Genomic DNA, 1,302 nt, shown 5'->3' with positions numbered 1-1,302 from the left:
GCGGCGGTCTACTGCAACGGCAATGGCGCCTGCTACAACTACGATCCCGATGACGCCATGTGTCCCTCATGGAAGGCCACCCGTGAGCGGGTCCAGTCACCCAAGGGCCGCGCCAGCCTGATGCGGGAATGGCTGCGCCTGCAGGGACGGGCCGGCACCGACGTGGTCGAGGAGGCGAAACGGAGAAAGGACGCCGGCCTCTGGGGCTTCGTTCGCGACTTCCCAGCCCGCGCCCGCAACACCTGGGCCAAGCGCCGCGGCCAGGAGGACTTCTCTCATGAGGTCTATGACGCCATGGCGGGCTGCCTGGCGTGCAAGTCCTGCGCCGGCCAATGCCCGATCAAGGTCAACGTCCCGGAGTTCCGTTCCCAGTTCCTCGAGGTCTATCACGGCCGTTACCTGCGCGCGCCACGGGATTACGTGATCGGTGGCCTGGAATTCATGGTGCCCTACCTGGCCCCGCTGGCGCCGCTCTACAACGCCGCACTCGACACTCGCCTGGTCGATCGCCTGCTCGCCGGGCCCATCGGCATGGTCGACAGCCCCAAGCTCTCGCGGGCGAGCCTCAAGAAACAGCTCAAGGCCTGGGGCGTGGCAGAAGCGACCCCAACCTCGCTTGGCCTGCTCACCGAGCCCCAGAAGGCCAACAGCGTGGTCCTGGTCCAGGACGCCTTCACCAGCTATTTCGAGTCCAAGCTGGTCATGGACGTGGTCGAGCTGCTCTCGCGGCTGGATATCAAGGTCTTCGTCGCACCCTTCTCGCCCAACGGCAAGCCGCTCAACGTTCAGGGCTTCCTCGGCGCGTTCGAGCGCACGGCAGAACGCCAGGCCCAGAGACTCCAGAGCCTGGCAGGCTTCGGCGTGCCGCTGGTCGGCATCGACCCGGCGATGACGCTGACCTATCGTCAGGAGTACGTAAAAGCCCTGGGAGCGGATGCCGTGCCCGAGGTGCTGATGCTGCAGGAATGGCTGGTGTCGCTGGGCAAGCGTCTCAAGCCCCGTGGCGTCACGCTCAGCGACCCCGGCTTCAAGCTGCTCGCCCACTGTACCGAGAAGACCAACGCACCGGGCGCTCCCAAGGCCTGGCAGCAGGTCTTCAATGCTTTCGGCCTGGAGCTCGAGGTACTGGCCAGCGGCTGCTGCGGCATGTCCGGCACTTACGGCCACGAGTCACGCAACCTCGAGACCTCGAAAACCATCTATGCCCAGTCCTGGCAGCCCAAGGTGGAAGACCCCGCCAACACCGGCCGCCTGTTGGCCACCGGCTATTCCTGCCGCAGCCAGGCCAAGCGACTCTCCGAC

1 protein-coding gene is annotated in these 1,302 nt (G+C 66.0%); it reads left to right on the top strand.

Annotation, left to right across the window (positions count from 1 at the left end; translation table 11 throughout):
• On the top strand, positions 1 to 1,302 hold a 1,302-nt coding region (locus HUS66_RS17340), incomplete at both ends, for a (Fe-S)-binding protein (RefSeq protein ID WP_175072442.1).

This window comes from Onishia taeanensis, from assembly GCF_013349955.1.
Classification (GTDB): Bacteria; Pseudomonadota; Gammaproteobacteria; order Pseudomonadales; family Halomonadaceae; genus Onishia; species Onishia taeanensis_B.
Note: the sequence above shows the minus strand (reverse complement) of the source record. Positions and strands in the feature narration are given on the sequence as shown.